The organism is Fervidobacterium sp. (assembly GCF_059913585.1).
In genome coordinates, this window is sequence record NZ_DBOLZL010000004.1 from 13,276 (window position 1) to 33,694 (window position 20,419).

Here is a 20,419-nt window from a genome sequence, read left to right on the forward strand (position 1 = left end):
TTTTGTTACCTAAACTGAGAGAAAATAACAGTAACATAATTATTCTCAAATGCTGAAAAACATATTTACAAAAATCTTTTAAAATAAAGCATATTCGAAAAAAACATGTACTATAATACATAACATTGCAATACAACTACAAATACTGATTATCATAAAAGCAAACAAAAAATGCCAGAAATTCCAAACTTACCTTCATATATCATTAATAAAATTCCTACAACCGCACTAATAATACTTGTCTAAAACACATATTGTAACGATTATGTAAAACCACAAAATTTAGCCATTTTTTCGGGGGATAGTTCCAGGTTATGATTAACTTAAAAAGGCATAAATACGAGATTTTTAATTTTTACAAATGTAACTGTCAAATTTAACAAAAATAGTGGTATAATATCTATGAGGGTTTTACGGGTTTTAGAAGTGACTATGAGGGATGGAAACGGCGAGAATGCCCAGGAAAAAGAAGCCGTATTCGTGGCCCCAGTTTGTTTTAGAAGTGACTATGAGGGATGGAAACCGGGGCGGAGGGCTTGGGGGGAACCCCGCCTCTTGTTTTAGAAGTGACTATGAGGGATGGAAACCTAAATATCCGTTTGAAACCCCCAACGAACCTCGGGGACTTGGTTTTAGAAGTGACTATGAGGGATGGAAACTGGCCTTTTCGCCATCATGCCCACTCAAACTTAATATACCTTCGTTTTAGAAGTGACTATGAGGGATGGAAACGATGGGAAGGTCTTCCAAATATCCATCCTGTATGTGGGAGGTTTTAGAAGTGACTATGAGGGATGGAAACACTGAAGGTATAATCAATACACCCACTTGAGCCGATTTTCTGTTTTAGAAGTGACTATGAGGGATGGAAACCGAGATTAAATCTCGCCATTCTTTGTATATTTTTAATTCATGTTTTAGAAGTGACTATGAGGGATGGAAACTATTTCAGCCCACTTTCCAGAAGTGAGCAATGCATCAAGGTTTTAGAAGTGACTATGAGGGATGGAAACGTGACTTCCACCTGCTCATATTCTCCGACCCTTTTCGTTTTAGAAGTGACTATGAGGGATGGAAACGGCCTTTCCGCCATCAGGTCCACTGGAACTTAATATATCTTCGTTTTAGAAGTGACTATGAGGGATGGAAACCTAATCTTACCCCTGGAATAAAGACTGCTACAAGGTCGCCGTTTTAGAAGTGACTATGAGGGATGGAAACTTTGATGATTTCAACGTTGACCTCGTTAATTTCGAATGTCATGTTTTAGAAGTGACTATGAGGGATGGAAACAGGAAATGAATTGAACGTTACAAGAAAGAGGAAATACAGTTTTAGAAGTGACTATGAGGGATGGAAACTTATGCTCTATCTTTTCGAGCTTTTTTGGTTCCGACGGTTTGGTTTTAAAAGTGACTATGAGGGATGGAAACCCGTATCAAAGTAGAAGACCATAAACACAAATCCATGAACCATGTTTTAGAAGTGACTATGAGGGATGGAAACTTAACCTTGGGTTGCGCTTCCTGAGTTGCAGAAACGCCGGACGTTGTTTTAGAAGTGACTATGAGGGATGGAAACTCATCTGATTTTGTTTCTACCCAACTGCCTTTACTAACACCCAGTTTTAAAAGTGACTATGAAGGATGGAAACAATCCCAACTGACATACAGCCTGAGTCTCATTTTCTCAAGTTTTAGAAGTGAGTAGATAATGTTAACTTGTAGTGATGAAAGTAGCTAATTCTGAAATGGTGCTATTGGCGTGCATATGAGAATGAGAAAACCTGAAAGAATGATTGCAGACTTTTCGAAGGAATTGTTGATTGCCGTATTTATCGTGACCGTTTTTGTATAGTTTGGCAGAGCCACACTTTGGGCAAGAAGGAGTTGGGGGATTCAGCTTGGGAACCTGCTTTGGGTAAGAGTTGTTGGGAGTTGTCCCTTGTTTAAGGAATAATGCGGATTTTTGTGAGTTTCAATACTTTTAGTTAACATTATCAAAATAAAAGATGGGGGCGGTGCTGTGAAAAAGTTAACTTTAACGTGCAGGCTTATAACTCCGATGTTTATGAATGGTGCGTTCCCTGGCGAGTTACCCGAATTAAGACCTTCTGAGTTTAAGGGAATGTTAAGATTCTGGTGGAGAGCACTTAAATGCGAAAGCGACATATCTAAACTGAGAGAAGAAGAATTTAAGATTTTCGGGGGAATTTCAGCAAGTAATACTAGTAAAACAAATAGTTCTGCTAGGAGAACCAGCGTTGCGTTGCTAGTTTATCCAGGAAAAGAACTTGACATTTCGAAAGAGAATGTCAAGAGTGAGTATCAATTAAATTGGTATTATGACAGGACAGAAGATTCTCTTAAAGGCAAGCATTCAGGAATTGCTTATTTGTTGTACTCAGTTATCAGGTTTAAGGTGAATAAAGATGTTGACAATGGACAACAAAACACCCAAAGTGAATATCGAGATTACTTGTTTTTGAAGCCAGAGCAAACGTTTAAGATAAGTGTCTCATCGTATGATGAGAGGGCATTTAAAAACGCCGTAGCTGCTCTTTGGGCATCTATTTATCTTGGAGGGTTTGGTGCACGTTCCAGAAGAGGTGGAGGAAACCTTGAAGTCACAGAGGTTGAAGGCGAAACCTGTGGACTGAATTTTATTTTAAATGGGGCTAATGATAATGTTAAGTTGAAAGAATTTTTAACCAATAACTTAAGAAGCATTTTTCAAATAGTAAACTCAGAACAAGGGTCAAGACAATCCAGAGCGCCTTATTCTTGTTTGAATTTCAGAGGAGTCTCAAAAATTATAATCTTCCCTCAGGAAAGGTCATGGATTGATGCTTTAAATAAAGCTGGTGAATTCTACAGAGTATTTAGAGATAAGCACAAGGCAAAAATCTTTGATGTGGCTGTTTTTGGTATGCCGATAGTTCACAGATCAAGTAAAGTCAAAATAGTGCATACTTACTCTGATAGAATGGCTTCTCCACTTATCATAAAAGTTATAAAAGCACATGATGACACGTACTTTCCAGTATTCATAAGACTTGACTCAAAGCTCCCTGAAAAGATATTCAAGGTAAAATTAAAACCAAGAGAAAGTACAGATCAAGTTGGCAATAAAGCCTTCAAATTTGGTGCTCGAACGTTACTTGACGACTTCTTTGATGATTTAGAGAAACAAGGTGGTGTTGTTTCGATAACTTCTAATGATTTGTAAAAGTTTCAAGCCATCATTGGGAACTATTAAATGAGGGGAGACGGGGATATGGAAGAAAAATTAAAGTGGTACGATTCCTTTCTGAAAAAAAGTTCAAAAATTCCTGAAGAACCTTTTGAGAATATTCAAGAAATTAAACATCCGTTAAGCGAAGGATTTTTGAAAGTAGACTGGGAAGGAACAGATAATTTGGCAGAAAAGATTAAAAGAGCCCTTTCCGCAGTTTTAGAGTCGCTCCCACCTATGTCTAACAGCGAAAAGAAGGCTTTCTACATCTGGAGAAACCTCACGGATAGACTGGCTGCGAATCTCAAAGAAGAGAAACTAGCACCATATCTTTTCGTAATGCCTGCTAGTGCAAAGTTTCCTGATGTTTCAATCTGGGAGCATCTAAAGGTTTCTTCCGCACTTTATTCTGACGAGAAACTTTACAATAGTTCTCTATTCCTATTCACAATTGGTCCTGTACAGTCTTTCATCTCACAGGCGCGAAAGACTCAGGATTTTTATCTGGGAAGTTTCATTCTTTCATATCTCACTTTTGTTGCAATGAAAGAGGTTATCGAGCAATATGGTCCGACAAGCGTGATTTATCCAGATATGTATAAACAACCTTTGATGGATTGGTATCTTATCTCCGAGAAAGAAATTACTGTTGACAACTTCGAGCCACAGGCCGTTGCTCTTCCCACGATTCCAAATAGGTTTGTAGCTATAATTGGAACGTGTGACGATAATGAAATAAAACACTTGGCGAAGAGAATTGAAGAAAAAGTTAGAGTGGAATTATTAAATGTAATTGATGAATTGTTTGAACATTTTGAGCTTGACGATGAGGAGCTAAGACAAATTTTTGAGGACCAATTCAAAAACTTTCCAGAAATTTATTGGGCTGCTGTTAAGCTTACCGTCCAAGATTCAAGTGGGGGCATAAAACAAAACGTGAGTTTAGAAGAGCTTAAAGATTTCTTTTCGGAAGATTACCTAAAGAAATGGGGTGAGTTTACCGAATTTGCAAAAAATAACAATCAGTACTTTAATATAGCAGATGTCGAGCTTTATTACCAGCCTCTCTATACAACTTTGGAAAAGGTTCTGAGGGGAACTAAAAACGTTCGAAGGTTTGAACAGTTCGAAGAAACCGGGAGAAAATGCTCGATATGTGGAGAGCGAAACGCTTTATTTTTCCGCAAACCTGATGGGGAACCGGTATTTGTAAAAAACAATTTAGACTTTTTCTATCGTGGCGGTAAGAGTGGGAGTTATACAAAACTTAATAGGAGAAAGTTTAGTTATCAAGTTATCAGGAAGAGGGAAGGTCTGTGTGCTGTTTGCTTTTTAAAAAGGACGTTCCATGTTTATCTAAGTGCCCTTCGTAATGACGAAATCTTCAATAAGGTCTTCAAAGATTTTACTTTTCCACCAACATCTGAAATTGCTGTTGCCGATTTTAAGGAAATGCTATTGACAAAAGAAGAAACAAAGAAATTGTATGATGAATACGTTGAACTATTTAAGGCCGTAGTTGAGTGCAGTAATGAGGAACTATCAATCAAAACCTTGCCAAAATTGAAAAACTCCGTTGGAAAGCAAGCCGAAAACCTTGAAGGAACATGGCTATATATCGAAAACTTAACATTCGACAGAATTAAAGAAGCATTTGAAATAGATGGTGTAGGCGAGGAACAAATTGCTGGGAATTTAGGAAAGCTTAGAGAAAAACTAAATGAGATTTACAAAGCCTTAGGCAGGAGTCCGAATAAGTATTACGCTTTGATCTATCTTGACGGCGATGAGATGGGTAAATGGCTTGCTGGAGAGAAGTTACCATCTGTTGAGCATGGGTATGCCCAAAGTGTTTGGCAAAACCTACCTGAAGAATTTAGAGGAAAAGTTAAGGAGCTAATGGGTAATAAAATACTCACACCTGCAACACATTCGGCTATATCGGTTGCATTGAGAAATTACACTATTGAATTTGTCAGGAAAATAGTTGAGGAAGAACATCTTGGGAAACTTGTCTATGCTGGCGGTGATGATGTTCTTGCATTTGTGAATTTAAGGGATTTATTCGATGTGATTGAAAAATTAAGATGGGCATTTTCTGGGCAAATAGAGTTTGATGATAACGGAATTATTGTTCCAAGTTACAGCAATAACTCGGGTTTTGTTCTAAAAGATGGGATGTATCACCTTACTATGGGACTGACAGCAACATGTTCTGTTGGAGTGGTTATAGCGCACTACAGGGAGCCTCTCAAGATAGTGGTTGATAAAGTTTTCAAAGCCAACAACTTGGCAAAAGAATCCGGCCGTAATAGGTTCGCAATTACGTTGCTAACCGGGAGTGGTCGTGAAAGAACAGCAGTGTGTAACTGGTTAGTAGACACTATCTATAAAAATGATTCGGAAGACTCAATTCTTACGACTAGAATTTTGAAAGAACTTCAAAGAGCTATGGACAATGACGAACCCAGGTACATCTCCAATCGATTTGTAAACACTTTAAGAAAAGAATTTGAGAGAATACAAGCTAGAAAACTAGCCGATAGAATCGTAGAGGTAGAAATCAAACGTCTCGTAGAACGTGCTTACAACAGCTCAGTTAAAGAATCAAGCGAGGAACGAAAAAACTTTGTTGAACGCATTGTTAGAATGTTAATTTGGTTATATGGTGGAGTAGGATTACCAAAAGAGAATAAGCTCCAAAGGTTTGCTGATCTTCTTGAGATTGTTAGCTTTATGAATAGAGGTGATTAGAAATGTTCTTCAGTATCGAACCATTTGATACTCTGTTTTTTAGAGATGCCAGGCCGTTCACCATGGGTGTGGAAAGCTGGGCACTCCAGGTCTTTCCACCTTATCCGTCAACTATTTTTGGGGCATTTAGAACATGGCTTATAGAATTGTTTGGAGGTTTAGATGCTTTTAAGAGAGGAAAAATGCACGAGTGGCTTGGAACAGTAGATTCCCCAGGAAACTTGAGAATTCTTGGTCCTTTAATCATGCAAGATGGAGCCAATAATTCATATATTTACTTCCCCGCACCAAAAGATCTGCTAAAAACATCTGACAAAACATTCAAACTTGGTCTGTTGAAAAATAACCCCATAGCTCTAAGTAACTCTGTAACAGATTGTCTGCTAATTAACAACAAAGAAGAAGATGCAGAAGAGGTCGAAGGATTCTTAGAATTAATCAACTTTTACAGATATCTAAATGGTGAAGATATTAGTCACAGATTCAAACGGCCTAATGAGATTTATATCACGGAAACAAAGACAGGTATCAAAAGGGATCCTAAAACAAAAGCGTCGGAGGAAGGTTTTCTCTACCGGATTCCGATGATACGTCTGAAAGAAGGGTATAAACTCCTGATTGGCATTGAAGGTATAGAGAAAGAAACTCCTGACCATGGGTTCTTAAAACTTGGTGGTGAGAGCAAGTTTGCAACGATAAGAAAACTTACAGACTTCCATGAGTTAGATAATATACAAAGGTTTGAGCTTGATGCTAAAGATAAAGTATTCAAAATCTACTTAGCAACGCCTGCAATCTTTTCAAAAGGTTGGATTCCAGAATGGATAGATGATATTAGCTTAACAGGAACATATAACGGGATTGAATTAAAGCTCCTTGGTGCTGTTATAGGAAAGTTCCGCACAATTGGGGGGTGGGATATTGCTAAAAAACAGCCAAAGGAAATGTATAGAGTGGTGCCGGAGGGTAGTGTCTACTACTTTGAAGTGATAAACGATGTAGATGTACAGAGAATAGTTGATACATTCCATTTTAAGAATATCTCAGATAAGTATAAAGAACAAGGTTGGGGGCTATCATTTGTGGGGAGGGTTAAGTGATGTACAAAAGATATTCAGGTCACAAAAAGATTGTTACTTTCGTAGGAACATCCTTGCTTGACAAATTATTGGAATTTCACGATGACGATGAAGATCTTAAGTGGGATATTGAGAAACTTAGAGAAGAAGACACGAAACCAACAAAGTTGTCGCACCAAAGTCTACGCGACTTATACAGTCATGAAGTTATGAGAATTGAAAAAGCTCTTGAAAAGTTCATCGAAGAGGTTTCAAAACGAGGAAAGGCATTAAAGTTAAGCGAGATATGTGCTGAGTTAAAAAGTATTGAAAGGATAATAACTGAGCTTCAAAATCGGGGAGTAGAATCATTCGATATTATCCTATTACAATCTGACACACTACTTGGTGAAATAGTAGGGAACTACGTAGAAAACTTGGTAATACAGCGGGACCTCAAAGTCGTTTCAGATATTCGACGAGAAACAGTTAGACGTTTCAGAGTCAGTAATTGGGTGGATTTTAAGGAGGGGTTGAGGGAAGTTTTCAAGATACTAGCAGGATACGCTTCAGCTTATGAGGAAAATGGCGAAGTATATGAAGGTTATTGGGAAAATTTAGTGATTAATATCACGAGTGGATACAAAGCCGCTATATCTTATCTCACTATATTAGGTCAGGTTTTCAACTGTGAAACTTACTACATCTTTGAAGATTCTGATGTGCTTTTGAAGATACCACCGCTACCACTAAAGGTTGATTACGATGTATTTAGGAAATACCTAAAGTTATTTGTTGATATGGATAAAAAAGGTATCCTTAGTTTAAAAGACTACAATGAGGATATAAGTTCTATTAGTAACCTTCTAGAATACTCAGCCGATGAAGATGATTTAGGCGACGATGAATATTTCAAACTTAACCTTTTTGGGGAGATTTTGTGGGAGCGTTTTAAAAGCAATTATCCATATGTCTACCTTTCTGAAATAGCATGGAAAGAATATCAGGATTTAGAAAAGACACAAAGAGGAAACGTCATCGAAAGTGTTCGACGGATAATCAATAACTGTCTGGCCAACGGTTCAACTGAGACATGCAATCACCAAATAGACGGTGGTGATAAGAAACTTCCTGAAGGTTTCAGAGTCTTCAAAAATGTCAGTAACAATATAAGAATACTTTACAAAGTTGAGCAACCCGATAAGAAGCCTATTCTTTACGTTGGTTTATTTGATGTCAAAGCTCACAATAGTGGTAATGAGTATGTAGAGTATTTCCATGAAAACGCAAAAAAGGTTAATGATACTACGAAATACAAGCTTTGTCTAATAAACGGGGGTGAACTTGAATGTATCGAGTAGGGAAGGTTATGTTTATAGTAACAGAAACGCCACTACATGCGGGGGCTGGGGATTCTATTTCCGGTGTTGTAGATCTTCCGATACAAAGAGAGAAACACACAAATTTTCCAAAGATTGAATCTTCAAGCCTAAAAGGAGCCATAAAGGAAGCTGTAAGACGTGCAAATAAGGAAGTTGAGTTGAAAAATGAAAGATTTAGACCGTTAGACAACGAATGTGGACAAGATTACCTTTCGTTGGTTCTTGGTCCTGAAGATAGCGATGATGCTCACGCAAGCGCGATAGCACTCACTGATGCAAGAACCTTACTGTTTCCAGTAAGGTCTTTAAGAGGAGTTTTTGCATGGATTACGTGTCCAATGGTACTTGAGAAATTTAGAAAGGAATTTCAAATGGTCAATAGTATAGATAGTTCGGATGAACAAAACAACTTGTTAAATGATTTCTTGAATATTGACTTTGAGAAATTGGTGAATACTATTCCAGAAAATTCAAACGTTGTGATAAAGAAAAATGATAACAACGAACTAATGCGAGTAGTAGTAGTCGAAGAATACACATTTGAAGTAAGCGAGAATAAAGATACAGGAAAAGTGGCACAATTCCTAGCAGAAAGCATATTTGGAAGCGATGTAGCTTACGCATACTTGAAAGAGAAGTTGAAAAAAGACCTTGTTATACTTTCAAATGATGATTTTAAAGACTTTTGCTCAACTTCAACGGAGGTTATTACACGCGTCAAGATTGATGATGTTACAGGAACCGTTCAAAAAGGTGCGCTCTGGACAGAAGAATACTTGCCTCAGGACACAATTATGTATTCTTTAGTAATGGCTTCTGAATTGATGGTAGATGAGGAAACAAAAGAAAAATTAAAGCTGAAAGGTATTTCCATAGATGAAGAAGCGCAAAATGTTATGAGCTTTTTTGTCCAGGCGGTACCAGGGGTTATTCAAATTGGTGGTAATCAAACGATAGGTAAGGGTTTTGTAAGACTACGCTTTATGAAATAGGAGGCGCATGTATATGCCAGAAACCGCTATACAAAAGCTTGAAAGTGGTAGAGCAAAATTTGCGTACGATTGTGCTTTGGAAGGCAAAGCTATAGTGTCGCAAGCATTTGAAATTAATGGTAAATGGTATAAGGACAAGAACTACAAATCTTATGTAAAGCGCATTCCAGCAATGATTCTTTCGAACGGGCTTGGACATACTTTAGCATTTATATTGTCTAAGAGGAAAGGTGGACAATCAAGTCAGGAGAAACCACTAAATGCATATGACCTTATTGCTAAGCAGATTTTTGATTATCTTAATAGTGATGCTACTGCTGTGAAGTTTAGCATCCCAAAGAAAGAAGATGAAGCTGAAGCTCTGGTGGAATTTGTCGTAAATTGTGATCCACAGACCTACAGGCAACTGACAAACGAAGTTTTAGCATTTTTCAATTGGCTACGTAGATTTGCAGAAGGTTTAATTGAAGGAGGAGAAGATTGATATGAGTAACGACAATACTCCCATTAAAATTCCCCCTCCGAAATTCGCGTTACCAAATAAGCACTTTTACGAAGTGTTAGCTACTTACCTTGGTAATAACAATTATGAGCTGAGCGATAATAAGTTTTCGGAATTTAATTTCATTTATCTTTTCAATACTCCAAAACTGATATTCAGAGGATCTCAATTGTCCATTCGAATAAATGAAGATATTGCACGGTTTAAATGGGACAAAGACTTTCTGGATGCGACAAATAGTCGAAGATACAAGTTAATCGAAGAACTAAAAAGTTCAGGATATCAGGTAGAAACGAAGAGTCTGCGAGTTTTTTGGCGATTGGTTTTGGGACTTGGTGGTGTTCATCCGCAGGAAACGTCTATGATTTTGCACCATACATGCGGAGTTCCATACATCCCAGGAAGCGCTATAAAGGGTGTGACAAGACATTGGACAGTCATGAAGTTTGCCGAGGTTTTTGAAAGTACAAACGAAAGTTTTGAGGAGAAGTTACTCAAAATTAGCAGGGCTATAGAGGAAGGATTGCCAAAACCATCCGACTCTTCGGAAGATAAGTATAAAGATATTAGAGACTTAAAAATTAATGTTACCCTCAGGACAGAAGACAATGAACAATATACCGAAAGTTATTCGGTTACGTTGGAGGAAGTTTCAGAGCTTTTTGGAACGCAACAAAGAGAAGGAAAAGTGATATTTTTTGATGCGTATCCTAGTAGCGAAATAAAACTTGCATTGGACATAATGAATCCACATTATCCGGATTACTACACAGAACAGAAGGCACCAGCAGATTGGCAAGAGCCTAATCCTATAAAATTCCTTACAGTTGAGAAGACAAAATTCTGGTTTATTTTAGCCAGCAGAGATGCAAGACTTGTCAAAGTTGCCAAAGCCCTTATGATAGAAACGCTTCTCAATTACGGAATAGGTGCGAAAACAGCGATAGGTTATGGTATCTTTAAATAATAAGAAGGCTGTTTAGTTGGTGGTATAAACACAACAAAAAGCTCATAGAGATTGAGTGGATGCAAGTTATTTTGACACATGAAAAATCTAAAATACTTTGTCAGATTTTCCTGAATTTGTCGTTTTAATATATGAGACAAAATTAGTTGTGATTGAATCGTTCATATTTGACAGAGTGAAACTAAAATTCGTTCCCTTCATTCTCCTCATGCTGCCGAGTGTTAGTATACTGAGCACTGAAAATATAATTTCGACATAGCTCAGCAGTCGGCAGCATGGGGTTTCTTAATGATTTACAAAACTAAAGCCTTCGATAGCTACTGTGTTTTGGTATCTGTAACTGAAATGTTTGGCGTTTTTAATAAAAGTTTTGTCAGTTTGGTCGAAAATATATGGGGATTTTTGACTTGAACTGACAGACCCACCTACTTAGGAACCTCAAATGTCCAAAGCTTTTTCGAATCTGTTTATAGTCCCTCCTTCCATTCCGTGCACTTCACTGCTTTCTACTTCTTGTCCTCAAAATATTCAGCAAATCTTTGGCTTCATCTTCTATTTTTTCTTCTTGTTGAATAAATGGTTTTCTGATATTCGAATAGAACCCCCTTCATTTTCCCCTGTCAGATTACTGCCTCTGGAACGTTTTATTTATGGAAAATAAAATTCCATTCTCCTGGAGGTGGTCTCATGGATAATTACACCCTGAAGATGGAAATTATGAAAGAAGCAAAAAGTAGGGGTATCAAATATCTGGTTCACTTCACTCCTGAGGAGAATCTACAATCTATTCTAAAATATGGTCTTCTGTCTGTTCGTAAACTGAGAAACCTTGGAATCAGGTATGAATTTAATGACCCTCGCAGGATGGATGGGGTTGACGATGCTATTTGCTTGTCTGTGTCGTTTCCTAACTACAAGTTGTTTTGGAAATTTAGAAAAAACAATCCAAATAGGACTTACGTTGTTTTACTCATTGATGCTAAGGTGCTTTGGGAAAAAAGTTGTATTTTCACATGGACAAACGCAGCAAATAGACAGGTGAGTTGTTTAAAACGTGATGAGAAAATGACACCAGAAGCATTCAAGAGAATGTTTGGAAATTTAGAAAAACGTAGGCAAATGGGGTTGTCACCAGAATACCCAACCGATTATCAAGCTGAAGTGATGGTTATTGAAGACTTAGAGCCGGAATACATCAAATACGTAGTTGTCGAAAAGTTAGAAGATTTGTTCAGTTCCTGTATCTACCCTCTTTACTTATCTTCAATCAGCCAAAAAGCATCCGACAAATTCATTGTTGACAGCACGTATTTTTTGTGGAGAAAAGCTGAGGAAATATGGCGCACTGTTGGTATTGGGTGACTGCAATTGGCAAGACGGTGGTTGAATAAAGGAGGAGGGTGAGCGTATGGATTTTAGGGTTTTGTTCCAAGCGTACGAAAAATTCCAAGAAATAAACAAGTTCGTGGAATATATGACCAGCCTGAGAGAGGATTTGGAAAAGAATCTTGGTAAAGAATTGGTAAGGCGTATGATGGATATCTTCCTGGGATGGGGGCTCGTTGCAACGACGGTACAGTATGAAATTGCCGATATTATGGCTGGTAGAAAGCAAGAGGACAACGGAGTATTTACAGAGGCAGAAAAGGTTCTTCACCAGTATATGCATTTCAAAACAGTTCTTGCTGAAATATTATCTAACTACTTACTCTCAGGTGGAAAACTGCCCGAAACTCCCGAACACGATAGCGAAATACCATCGGATGGTTCTCACGAGCACCCTGAAACGTGTTGAAAACTCATTTAATGTGAGGTGAGAAATGGATGCTTAATCAACAGGAGAAAAATCTCCTAAAACAAGAAATTAGAAAACGAGGAATATCATATCTCGTTCACTTTACACCGCTTAACAACTTAAATTCGATATTAAGACATGGACTTCTACCAATCACAGAGCTGCAAAAAAGAAGTATCCCTTACATTTCTACTGACCCTCAAAGGATTGATGGATACTCTAATGCGGTATGTTTGTCAATATCTTTTCCAAATTACTTGATGTTTTACTCAGTGAGACAAAAGTATCACGAAAGAGAATGGGCAGTTCTATTGTTGAAACCTGACATCCTTTGGGAAAAGGATTGCGCATTTAACTGGAAAAACGCTTCCTGTAAAGAAATTTCAAGAATCCCTATTGAGCAAAGGAAAACCTTGAATGCTTTCTTTAAGATGTTTGATAACGAGCATGGTATCAGAGACTTATTGGGATTACCAGACAGATATACTACAGACCCACAAGCTGAAGTTCTTGTTTTTGACAGGATTGAGCAAAAGTATATAGAATTTATTGTACTTGAAGACTGTTGGCCCATTCTAAATACTGATTTAACTGGTTTGACTCAGAAAGTTTTGATTAATCAAGATTTCTTGAACTATCAAGGTTTGGAGAACGATTACTTTGGACCCAGATTTGATTACTGGTATTGGTCAAAATCGAATGGGATGCAAGTTCATAGTAACTGCTGAAGACTGAACTGATATAATTGCACTGATTCGGTGTTTGGGAACATAAATCAGTTATTTAGGGGGATTTTATATGGCAAAAAGAATAGTTTTTGTGGTAAGCGATGATAAAAACAGTCAGAAATTTGTCGACGAAGTGGAAATTGAATTTGAATGGTTCCCAGGGTTTGCAAAATCCCAAAAGCAAAAGTCAATACAGTCTTTGCACGAAAATTATTTAAAAACCTACGGATTAGCTCACAATAAAACTCGAGTGCTGGAGATTTCCACAAAATCAAATACAAAACTTGGAGTAGAGCTAAGTGCCTTTAGACTGAAATTCTATCATCCAGAATTGAAAAAAGAAATTCCCGTTGAGAACATATTCCAGTCAAGCAAGGTCTTTGAAGCAGAAGGTATACCAGAAGGTGTTCAATACTTAGACTTACTTGAAAAAAGCCCATCTGAAGCAAAGAAAGACCCAAGGCTGAAAGAAGGCAAGAAACTAATAGGCTTTAGATTTCTTGGAATTGAATGGCCACTTGAACCTAAAACGTTATTTTACGATTGGATATACATAAACGCTGTTTACCAAAACAAAAGGCTAAGGAAAAAAATTACTGAATACGATGCATTCACAGACATCGAATTCAATCCAAAAAAATCAATTAACTGCCAGGCTAAAGCTGCCGCACTGTATGTTTCACTATACAGAAGAGGACTTCTGGAAAAAGCACTGGAGAGCGTGGAAAATTACAAACAAATAATTGCTGGTAGACAGCAAAATGCCAACGACAAACAAATCAAATCTGAAGGACAATTAAGATTCGAAGGCTTTCCAGAGACTTCTAAAAACAGAAAGAAGGTTCGTTAAGTAAGACAGGATATACGCTCGAATGACTTTGGTGTGAAAAAAACAAAGTAATCAGTCTCGAAATTTTTTGTCAGATTTTGATGTCTTATATGTTTTATTAATTAGAAGGTGCAAAATTCTGAAGCTATTAGCTTTCAGATTAGGGGGAAATATATGCTTGAAATTTGGAGAGGTAGAAACGTGATGGAGAGTTTACCAATACTTTTGAGAGTGAAAAAAGCATTAGGGAACAAAGAGAGATGTAGGTTTGTTATTGCAAGAGATGCAAACGACAAGAATTTGTATATTGCATATGTATACATGTGGGGTTCTAAAAAGAAGGCGAAAGAGGTAAATCTTGCTGGAGATTCATCTAAGAACGAAAACAAAAATATTGGAAAGCGTCAAGTTGGTGTCTTTTCTTCCATGATGAGCGATGAAACGTTGGCTAAGCACGTAGAATTTCTTGCAATAAAGTTAGGACACATACCGAGAAAGGATGAATATAACGAACCACTTGAAGATGAAAGATGGGGTTGCTGAAATGCTGAATAAACAATTACGCGACAAACTTAAATAGAGAAAAACAGAAAGAAGGTGGCGACGATTTACACAAGTAATTTTTTGAGAGAGTTCAATAGAATCCTAAGGTATTTGATTAAATGGTTTTTAAGAAAGGCAATTTACAAAAATTCTCGACGAATGCGTCGTTGGATGATATAAGGTCAGAAAATGTATATATGAACGTATATATATGATAGGAGGTGTTCGTATGAGAATGAAAGATTACTACAAGATTTTAGGTGTGTCTGAAAATGCAACTATGGAGGAAATAAAAGAGGCTTACAAAAGGCTCATAAAACAATGGCATCCGGACAGGTTCGCAGGGGAAAAGAAAAGGGAAGCAGAAGAAAGGTTCAAAGAAATACAAGAAGCATACGAGGTTTTGAGCAATCCTGACCTGCGCGCAGAATACGATGTTATCAGACGCATGAAAGAAAGCGAATATGTAGACTTTAGCGGAAGGGAATATTCCGAAGAAGATGCAAAAGAAGTGCTGAGAAATGAAGAAAAAATCAAATCAAAAGTAAGAAGATGGGGTTGGAGTATAGATATACTACACAAACTCACACTTTTGTTTGGTATAGTAAAAGATACATTCTCTGGAGAGTTCAAGGTTAGTCCGGTTATAATAGCGGCAATAATCGCTGTTCTCATCTATATACTTTCACCCATAGATGCAATTCCTGACCTTATACCAATCGCTGGACAAGCTGATGACTTTACGGTCTTAACAATGTTGCTCGCTTCTATTGCAAACGTGATAGACCAGTACGTTGAGTTTTTAAAAAAGAAATAATTATAGGGAACAAGGGTGAGGTGAGAGTATATGAAGAACGATTACAAGAAAGTAGTGTTGAACGGCTCTAAAAAAATAACAAAAGATGATGTTCACGATGTTGCAAACAAATATAACCGTATAATTCGAAAAGCAAGCCTTGCCAAGCTCGGTTTGGATTTAATTTTAAACATCAAAACACTCGCATCCATGATTAAAGACTATGCCAAAGGAAATTACAAGAAAGTGCCTTGGGATACCATCGTTGCTGTTACGTTTGCTCTGATTTATTTTCTAACACCGGTTGACTTAATTCCAGACGTGATACCGTTTCTTGGTTACATAGATGATATAGGCGTTTTAGAATTCGTTCTGAAAAAGTTTAATAAAGAAATCGAAGAATACAAAAGATGGAAAGAAAGCAATAGTTCTGTGAATTTCGCCTGAGACTTCTCCTCCATCTTCACAAGCCCCAGCCTTTTCCACACCGCAAGGTTTTGATTGCTCCCACTCCTTGCGGTGTGGTTTGATGAACAAATAATTCTTATAAAAACGTTTTATATGGTTCAGCATATTTTTAACATCTAACGGAATAGTTTCTGCAGCTTTCTTAATCCCTTCTTATCCCTTTCTTTAACCTTCCAAATTGCCTCATTCTCATCGATAGATGATTGACTTTCCACAATATCGACAATCGATGGAGCCAGCGATGAAATCCTTTTACTTTTGCCTTTGAGATTTTAACCCCCTTTCAAAATGCTATTTTCGAACAATATGTGAAATATCTGATGTAAAGATATTGGTGCATGATGATAGGTTAGCTTTTATTGGGTTTTTGCTGACATTTGAAAGGAGGTTGAGAGGGTGAGGATTAGTGAACTTAAGAAGGTTCTTAAGAAACTCATCGAGATGAATGAACCTGTTCTCCTTGTTGGACACGCTGGTGTTGGAAAAACACAGTTAGTTTATCAAATCGGTCAGGAGTTAGAGCGTGAAGTGAAGACTGTGATACTTTCTCAACTCGAACCGGGCGATATGATGGGCTTACCTGTTTCTATCAACGGCAAAACCGAATTTCTTAGACCATCTTGGTTGCCAGGCGAGCAAGATGAAGGAGCCATTCTTTTCTTAGATGAACTTAACAGAGCGCCAGTTTACGTTAGACAAGCGGTGCTCCAACTTGTCCAGGAAAAACGCATAGGACCTCATGTGTTGCCAAATAATTTGTCGATTGTTGCAGCTGCAAATCCAGAAACAGATGATTACATTGTAAGCGAAATGAATGACAGAGCATTACTCACTCGCTTTATCATTCTTACAGTCCAAAACTCTCCTTCGGATTTTGGTGACTATCTACAAGAAAAGGGCTACAAAATCAAAAACATCCTTGCGGCGGTTGAAACGCTTGACTATCTTGGCATTTTCACAGAGAGTATCCCACTTCCACGTATAGTTCCAAACCCAAGGGCGTTTGAAAGAGCGTTGAGAGTAATCGAAAACCTTGAAGAATTTTCCTACGAAACAAAACTTGAAGTCCTCTCTGGTATACTAGGACCGGAGGGTGCCGCCGAATTTGTACGAAGACTTTTATCGAATGTTCTTTCACCGGAAGACTTTATAAACTGCAACGTAGCAAAGATAAAAGAGAGCCAGCCTATGGAAAAAATAATGGTAGTACTGAACATGGTACGTGATGGAATAATAGACAAAGTTCCTCACGAAGCGCTCGATGCATTGACCGATGAGGAATGGGCAGGGGTGCTAAGAAACATTGCAAACAACCCAGAAAGGTATGCAAAAGGTTTCGCAATCCTTAGGAAAGCTTATCCAAGAATCGTAGAAATACTTAGGTAACAGATTCAAAAAAGTGGGGTGATAGGGTGGGAGAGAAAGATAGATTAAAAACTTCGATTGTTTCTGCCGAGCCCAGAGATTTACTGCTTAAGGCAATACTCTTCAAGCCAGACACTCTCTTAGACCCCCAAGACTTACTTTATGCTGGTTTACTTAATTATGTCGAAGTCGAAGACTCTAAGATATGCGGCATTGCTGCAGCCAGATTCTCAGAGGACCTTAAATTCAAAATATATGTAAATATGGAGAACATAGTAAAGAAATTCCCATATATGAATTCTGACCAGCTTGTGTATTTATTGCGTGCAATTGTTAAACACGAACTTTGGCACATCATCTCGGGTCATATATTTATGCTTGGGAAAAGTGTCATAGTGAACGGGAGTCGAATAAACCAAAAGTCGGACTTTCTTTTAAAAATCGAAGGACCAATAATGACTTACCTATACAACCTTGCAACTGACAGCATAATCAACGAACAGATAGTTGAATTCAGAAACCTCGATGTATTGCTTGTATCCCCCGAAGACTTTTTGGAAGAAAACTTTGATAAAAACTACGAAAGACCCATTTTTGTTGGAAAAACAAAGCTACTTACAGGAGACTACACTGCAGAAGAATTGACTGCAGTGCTTTATTTAAGGTATAAAGAAGCAATACAAAAAACTCTTGAAACTCTTAAAACCAACAGCGTAAACGATGTTTATCATGAACATGAAAAACACATCCTCAACGGTGACTTCATACAGAACGAAGGCACCCATACTGAAACTTTTCTAAGTGAAACGCTCGAACGAATTGCAGATACGGTAATATCGAAAGCACAGGAAGAAGCGAAAAAACTAAAAGGATACGAAAGATTAAATGCATATCTAAAACTGAAACCATCCAAGTCAAAACTAGATTGGAACTACCTACTTGCCAATGTTATAAGCTCAGTGAGTAGTCAGGACAAGTTGATTGTTAATAAACACAGACTGAATAAACGCTACAACACAGCTCCGAGAATTACTCACACACGGGCTCCTAAAATTGTCGCATTTATCGATAGTAGCAGTTCTGTTTCCGATAAAGTACTTCAGAGATTCGTTGATGAGGTGTCTGGTTTGACATCGAAACTAAACGTGAGTGTTATTCTTTACTTTTTCTCTGTTGACATCAGTCCAAGACAACTACTTCGTCGAAAAAATCAAGAGCTCGTCGTTACAGACAGAGGCGGAACAAACCTAAAAACAGCCCTCCAACAAGCTGAGAAAAATGATTTGAAAACAGCAGATGTTTTGATTATTTTTACCGATGGATACGACGACTTCCCAGAAAAAGAACTCAAGACCCTAAAGGCAACAAAAGTATTCGTCTTTCCAAGCAAACATGACAAAGAATATGAAAAGAAAGCGAAGAAACTTGGAAATGTGATTCTTATCGATGACTGATATTATCAACGAGAGGAGGAGATAATTTGAGAAAGATATTCACGGTTACAGAGGGAGCTGTTCTCAATGCGAAAGTCGGTATCGCTGAGATTAAACTCGACGAATTTGGACTGGACTTTGAGGAGGAAGCAATCATACGTTTTGTCTCAGATGGTAGAAAAGTATATATCTATTTCTCGACACTTATTCCAGATGATTTACTCGATTTTGCACATTTTATCAACCAAAAAGAATTTGCAGAGAAATTTTTGGAAAACTTAAAAAAAACAGTGGCAGAAGACAAGGGTGAATTCAGAGTAAACGTCACCTACAAAGGAGAGTTTGAAGGACTTTCGGAGCAGTTAAGTTACACCGTTGAATACCAAGATGGATATATCACCGTCTTCGGATTGTGAACGAAAGGGGGAGAATATGCTGATTGAAATAAGTAAAGTGAAAAATAGTAAGGGAAATGACATCTCTGTCGACTGTCAAGATTTTTTCAACATTTACATATGCCAGTTCACAACATTTCAAATACAAAACGTTTATGGTGAACCGAAATACATCTTTATTGAAACACCACTAGAAAAGATAAAAAACAAACAAATTGAACCATCCCAGATGGTTGATTTAAAAAGACCATTCTTCGTTTTAAAGTTAGAAAAATTCAAATCATTTGCACAAACATTTTTTAATTACATCACCTTCTATTTACTTACTGATTCGGGATTATTTGAAATATCGAATGGCAAAGGCAAAGTGAAAGACCTAATGGTTACATCAGATGAATATCCAGATTTCATATCACTACTGAAGGATTACACCTTAACACGAAAAAAACAGAGCTCGTTTCAAGACATTTACCTTCAAACGATTGAAAAACTCTCCCAGTTGGGCTTAGGAAATTTGGAAGAAGACGAACTCCAAGTTCAATGTGATATACAAATTGAGGTATCAAAAACTACGTACCAAAAATTTTCCAGCTATTTAGAAACGAAAATCATTGCGGATTATTCTTACAACTTTTTAATAACTGTTGAAAAAATACGCTTAGAAAAACTCATCCAAACAGTCATTTCAGATCTTGTTCAAACACATTACAAATACTATTACTCTCCAATACCACTCCACCTAATTATCATAGAGGCTCTCTCAAAAATAAACAAGGCATTTTCATTAACGGAGCAAAACATCATTGAAATGAACAAATTTACCAAGCAAGACAACGAAACAGAGTTTCTACATAACTCTGATGGTGCCATCGATTAATTTCTACATCAATGAACTACTCTAAGAGGATGGTAAATCTATAACTAATCATCTTACGAAATTTGACTTCAAACATCAAAAAATGATAAAATACAATTGAAAATCTTCTAAATTTCAAATTCTGACTGACGCCCGAGCCCGTGTGGACCTCGAAACGAACCGATAACCTTAACTCGTTTATCTATGCCATATTACGGTCTTTGACAGGTAAAGAAAACAACATGACAACCTTTCAAAAACCAAGTATTCATGCTGGAGAACATCGAAAAAGACATCTTTTCTCACCTCCAATTTTCCAAAA

The 20,419-nt window shown here is 37.4% G+C and carries 19 protein-coding genes, 1 pseudogene and 1 CRISPR repeat array; of the genes and pseudogenes, 19 read left to right on the top strand and 1 reads right to left on the bottom strand.

Annotation, left to right across the window (positions count from 1 at the left end):
• The first annotated feature begins 417 nt into the window (after window positions 1-417).
• A CRISPR array of direct repeats spans window positions 418-1,654; the repeat unit is 30 nt; unit sequence GTTTTAGAAGTGACTATGAGGGATGGAAAC.
• Window positions 1,655-1,716: 62 nt separating this feature from the next.
• Window positions 1,717-1,902 carry an IS1/IS1595 family N-terminal zinc-binding domain-containing protein gene (locus AC3M61_RS00435; protein WP_500779005.1) on the bottom strand — a complete coding sequence of 62 codons (186 nt, stop codon included), beginning with the start codon at window positions 1,900-1,902 and terminating at the stop codon, window positions 1,717-1,719.
• Between the two features lie 123 nt (window positions 1,903-2,025).
• Between AC3M61_RS00435 and cmr1 the strand changes: the two genes are divergently transcribed.
• The 19 genes and pseudogenes from cmr1 (at window position 2,026) to AC3M61_RS00530 (ending at window position 20,118) form a co-directional block, all read left to right on the top strand.
• On the top strand, window positions 2,026-3,228 hold the full coding sequence (cmr1, locus tag AC3M61_RS00440; RefSeq protein ID WP_500778988.1) for a type III-B CRISPR module RAMP protein Cmr1: 1,203 nt from the start codon (window positions 2,026-2,028) through the stop codon (window positions 3,226-3,228).
• A gap of 48 nt (window positions 3,229-3,276) precedes the next feature.
• Window positions 3,277-5,988: a type III-B CRISPR-associated protein Cas10/Cmr2 gene (gene cas10, locus AC3M61_RS00445; RefSeq protein ID WP_500778989.1), complete on the top strand. Its 2,712-nt coding sequence runs from the start codon at window positions 3,277-3,279 to the stop codon at window positions 5,986-5,988.
• Between the two features lie 2 nt (window positions 5,989-5,990).
• Entirely contained in the window at window positions 5,991-7,088 is a 1,098-nt protein-coding gene (cmr3, locus tag AC3M61_RS00450; protein WP_500778990.1) for a type III-B CRISPR module-associated protein Cmr3, read from the top strand.
• Window positions 7,088-8,407, top strand: a complete 1,320-nt coding sequence (locus tag AC3M61_RS00455) for a hypothetical protein (RefSeq protein WP_500778991.1) — start codon at window positions 7,088-7,090, stop codon at window positions 8,405-8,407. The genes cmr3 and AC3M61_RS00455 overlap by 1 nt, the downstream gene beginning before the upstream one ends.
• Complete coding sequence (cmr4, locus tag AC3M61_RS00460; protein ID WP_500778992.1) at window positions 8,395-9,420, top strand: type III-B CRISPR module RAMP protein Cmr4; 1,026 nt, start codon at window positions 8,395-8,397, stop codon at window positions 9,418-9,420. The genes AC3M61_RS00455 and cmr4 overlap by 13 nt, the downstream gene beginning before the upstream one ends.
• 13 nt (window positions 9,421-9,433) lie before the next feature.
• Window positions 9,434-9,904 carry a type III-B CRISPR module-associated protein Cmr5 gene (cmr5, locus tag AC3M61_RS00465; protein WP_500778993.1) on the top strand — a complete coding sequence of 157 codons (471 nt, stop codon included), beginning with the start codon at window positions 9,434-9,436 and terminating at the stop codon, window positions 9,902-9,904.
• A gap of 1 nt (window position 9,905) precedes the next feature.
• Window positions 9,906-10,889 (top strand): type III-B CRISPR module RAMP protein Cmr6, encoded by a 984-nt coding sequence (cmr6, locus tag AC3M61_RS00470; RefSeq protein WP_500778994.1) that lies wholly within the window; start codon window positions 9,906-9,908, stop codon window positions 10,887-10,889.
• A 687-nt stretch (window positions 10,890-11,576) separates the two neighbouring features.
• A complete protein-coding gene (locus AC3M61_RS00475; RefSeq protein ID WP_500778995.1) occupies window positions 11,577-12,251 on the top strand; it encodes a DarT ssDNA thymidine ADP-ribosyltransferase family protein in 675 nt (224 codons plus the stop codon).
• A 46-nt stretch (window positions 12,252-12,297) separates the two neighbouring features.
• Window positions 12,298-12,684: a hypothetical protein gene (locus AC3M61_RS00480; protein ID WP_500778996.1), complete on the top strand. Its 387-nt coding sequence runs from the start codon at window positions 12,298-12,300 to the stop codon at window positions 12,682-12,684.
• A 29-nt stretch (window positions 12,685-12,713) separates the two neighbouring features.
• Window positions 12,714-13,412: a DarT ssDNA thymidine ADP-ribosyltransferase family protein gene (locus AC3M61_RS00485; RefSeq protein WP_500778997.1), complete on the top strand. Its 699-nt coding sequence runs from the start codon at window positions 12,714-12,716 to the stop codon at window positions 13,410-13,412.
• Between the two features lie 70 nt (window positions 13,413-13,482).
• Window positions 13,483-14,262, top strand: coding sequence for a DarT1-associated NADAR antitoxin family protein (locus AC3M61_RS00490; RefSeq protein ID WP_500778998.1), 780 nt, complete (start codon window positions 13,483-13,485; stop codon window positions 14,260-14,262).
• 153 nt (window positions 14,263-14,415) lie between these two features.
• A complete protein-coding gene (locus AC3M61_RS00495) occupies window positions 14,416-14,784 on the top strand; it encodes a hypothetical protein (protein ID WP_500778999.1) in 369 nt (122 codons plus the stop codon).
• A gap of 229 nt (window positions 14,785-15,013) precedes the next feature.
• Window positions 15,014-15,220: pseudogene (locus AC3M61_RS00500) on the top strand (DnaJ domain-containing protein); the annotation flags it as partial.
• Window positions 15,221-15,232: 12 nt separating this feature from the next.
• Window positions 15,233-15,601 carry a YkvA family protein gene (locus AC3M61_RS00505; RefSeq protein ID WP_500779006.1) on the top strand — a complete coding sequence of 123 codons (369 nt, stop codon included), beginning with the start codon at window positions 15,233-15,235 and terminating at the stop codon, window positions 15,599-15,601.
• A 30-nt stretch (window positions 15,602-15,631) separates the two neighbouring features.
• Entirely contained in the window at window positions 15,632-16,027 is a 396-nt protein-coding gene (locus AC3M61_RS00510; protein ID WP_500779000.1) for a YkvA family protein, read from the top strand.
• Window positions 16,028-16,444: 417 nt separating this feature from the next.
• Complete coding sequence (locus AC3M61_RS00515; protein WP_500779001.1) at window positions 16,445-17,434, top strand: AAA family ATPase; 990 nt, start codon at window positions 16,445-16,447, stop codon at window positions 17,432-17,434.
• Window positions 17,435-17,460: 26 nt separating this feature from the next.
• Window positions 17,461-18,867 (top strand): VWA-like domain-containing protein, encoded by a 1,407-nt coding sequence (locus tag AC3M61_RS00520; RefSeq protein ID WP_500779002.1) that lies wholly within the window; start codon window positions 17,461-17,463, stop codon window positions 18,865-18,867.
• 26 nt (window positions 18,868-18,893) lie between these two features.
• The gene (locus AC3M61_RS00525; protein ID WP_500779003.1) at window positions 18,894-19,262 is read left to right on the top strand and encodes a hypothetical protein; all 369 of its coding nucleotides are present in this window, start codon (window positions 18,894-18,896) and stop codon (window positions 19,260-19,262) included.
• Between the two features lie 16 nt (window positions 19,263-19,278).
• Window positions 19,279-20,118 (top strand): hypothetical protein, encoded by an 840-nt coding sequence (locus AC3M61_RS00530; RefSeq protein ID WP_500779004.1) that lies wholly within the window; start codon window positions 19,279-19,281, stop codon window positions 20,116-20,118.
• The last annotated feature ends 301 nt before the right edge of the window (window positions 20,119-20,419 follow it).